The 2,563-nt window shown below is 71.0% G+C and carries 2 protein-coding genes; one reads left to right on the top strand and one right to left on the bottom strand.

Annotated features, from left to right (window positions below; translation table 11 throughout):
• Positions 1–127 precede the first annotated feature (127 nt).
• Complete coding sequence (locus WA805_RS19515) at positions 128–1,279, bottom strand: acyl-CoA dehydrogenase family protein (protein ID WP_425243048.1); 1,152 nt, start codon at positions 1,277–1,279, stop codon at positions 128–130.
• Positions 1,280–1,336: 57 nt separating this feature from the next.
• On the opposite strand from WA805_RS19515, the gene WA805_RS19510 reads away from it, so the two are divergent.
• Complete coding sequence (locus tag WA805_RS19510; RefSeq protein WP_425243047.1) at positions 1,337–2,527, top strand: NAD(P)/FAD-dependent oxidoreductase; 1,191 nt, start codon at positions 1,337–1,339, stop codon at positions 2,525–2,527.
• Positions 2,528–2,563: the final 36 nt, after the last annotated feature.

The raw sequence follows: 2,563 nt of genomic DNA, 5'->3' as shown, positions 1-2,563 counted from the left end.
CCGCTCGCCTCCCCAGGGCCAATGGCACCAGACGAGGACGCGGTGTACGCCTTCGTCACCACGATCGCGCGAGGCTACCTCGGCCAGCGCGTCACCGAACTGCTCGAGCCCGCCGCACCCTGACCCTTCAGGCCAGCGCGGCCGGCCCGCGGCGGGTCATCTGGCCGGCGATGATCATGCGCTGGATCTCACTGGTGCCCTCCCAGATCCGTTCCACGCGCAGCTCGCGGAAGAACCGCTCGGCCACGTTCTCCCGCATGTAGCCGCGGCCGCCGAAGACCTGGACGGCGCGGTCGGCCACCCGGTTGGCCATCTCCGAGCAGTACAGCTTCGCCATCGAGCACTGCCCGTGCGCGATCTTCACGTCCGCGCCGCGGTCGATGCCGCGCGCGGTCTCGTACAGCATCGAGCGGGCGGCGAACAGCTCGGTCATGCTGTCGGCGAGCATCCCCGCGACCAGGCCGTGCTCGGCGATCGGGCGGCCGCCGGCCACCCGGGTCTTCGCGAATTCGGTCATCTCGGCGACGAGGCGCTCGGCCGCGCCCAGGCAGCGCGCCGCGACCATCATCCGCTCGAAACGGAACCACTCGCGCGCGTACGACATGCCGTCGCCCTCGCCGCCGACCAGGCTGGCGGCGGGGACGCGGACGTCGGCGAAGCCGACGATCGGGTGGTGGTGGCTGATCGTGTGCGAGTAGGCGGGCGTGCGCAGCACGCTCACCCCCGCAGTGGGCAGGTCCACCAGGAACATGAGGTGCTCACCGCCGGCCGTCTTGGCCTGGAAGAAGCAGTAGTCGGCGGTGTTGTAGGAGGTGACGTGCCACTTGACGCCGTTGAGCACCCACTCGTCGCCGTCGCGCCGGGCCGTCGCCTCGATCGCGTCCACGTCCGACCCGGCGCCCTCCTCAGTGATCGCGTAGCACTCCTCGCGCTCGCCGCGGATCGTCGGCTTCAGGTAACGCTCGACCTGGTCCGGCGTGGCCACCGGGGGAAGCCAGGACGGCGGGGTCGCCGCGACCCAGCCGAGCGCGTTGGTCACCCGGCCCATCTGCTCCTGCACCAGGACCTGCTGCAGCGTGGTGCGGCCGCCGCCGCCCAGTTCCTTCGGCATGTTGGTGGAGTGCAGGCCGAGCTCCATGGCCCGCTTCTTGTGCGCCTCCGTGACGTCGTCCGGCAGGCCGTCGCTGAGCTCCGCCTCGACCTCGAACGGGATGAGTTCGTCCGCGAAGACCCGCGCCCGCGTCTGGATGTCCAGGTCCTCGTCCGACAAGCCGTACATGCCCGCCCACCTCCGCAATCATTGACTGAACGTTCAGTCTATGACAGCATCGATTGCGTGCCAACGATCTCAGGACTGCCAGCTACCGCGGACGCCGTCGTGGTCGGCGGCGGCACCGTCGGCGCCTGGTGCGCGTACTTCCTGCGGAAATCCGGGCTGGACAACGTCGTCCTCATCGAGAAGGGACACCTCGGCCAGGGCGCGAGCAGCCGCGCTGCCGGGGTGGTCCGAATGCAGGGCGGAACGCCAGAGGCCGTCAAGCTAGGCCGCTGGAGTCGTGACTTCTACCTCGCACAGCACGCCGAGATCGGCACCGATTCGGGTTTCACCCGCCAGGGGTACCTGCTGCCGTGCTTCACCGCGGCCGAGGTGGCGGCCGCGCACGCGCGGATCGCCATGCAGCAGGCCGAGGGGATCCCGGTGCGCTGGGCCGGCCCGGACGAGGTCACCGAGCTCAACCCGACGATGGCCTCCGGGCAGACGCTCGGCGCGTCGTACTGCGCGGAAGACGGCTACATCACGCCGCCGCGCAACGTCTCTGCCTACACCGCCGCGCTGCTCGGCAGCGGCGTGCACGTGGCGGAGCAGACCGCGTTCAGCGGGCTTGACGGAACGGCCCTTAACGGCACGGTCGTGGCCACCTCGCGCGGCACGATCTCGGCCGGGCTGGTGATCCTCACCGGCGGGCCGAAGCTGGCCGCGGTCGGCGCGCTCGCGGGCATCCGCATCCCGGTCGGCGGCGCGCGGCACCAGGTCGCGGTGACCGAGGTGCACCCGGCGTTCGCGGACACTCCGATGGTGTTCGACTTGCCGTCGGGGCTGTACTGGCGGCCGGAGGAGGACGGGCTGCTGTTCGGCATGAGCAACCCGGACGAGCCGCCGGGCGAGGACCGCAGCGTGGACGAGCCCTACCTGGCGCTGATGCGCCAGCGGCTGGCCAAGCTCGTGCCGCTCACCGCCGACCTGCGGCTGCGCCGCGTGTGGGCGGCGACCATCGACTTCACACAAGACCACCTGCCGATCATCGGCCCGGCGCTGGACCGCGACCGGGTGTTCGTGGCCTCGGCCGGCGGCGCGGGCATGATGTGGGGACCCGCGGTCGCGCGGGCGACCGCGGACGTGGCGCTGACCGGGGCGTCAGAGATCGTCGACGCATCCATGCTCGGGCTCGACCGGTTCGACGAGTCCGGGCGAAGCCGCCTCCCGGCCGACCCCATCGCGCTGCCCTTCCCAGAGAAAACAACCTGACCTTCCCGGAGAAGACATCCTGATGAGCACTGACGC

It is taken from the genome of Trebonia sp. (assembly GCF_049794275.1).
Lineage (GTDB): Bacteria > Actinomycetota > Actinomycetes > Streptosporangiales > Streptosporangiaceae > Trebonia.
The sequence above is the reverse complement of the archived record's forward strand: the minus strand, read 5'-3'. Positions and strand labels throughout refer to the sequence as shown.

Excerpts from the sequence above, each read along its gene's own strand:
- WA805_RS19515 (WP_425243048.1), bottom strand. The coding sequence starts at position 1,279 with ATGTACGGCTTGTCGGACGAGGACCTGGACATCCAGACGCGGGCGCGG.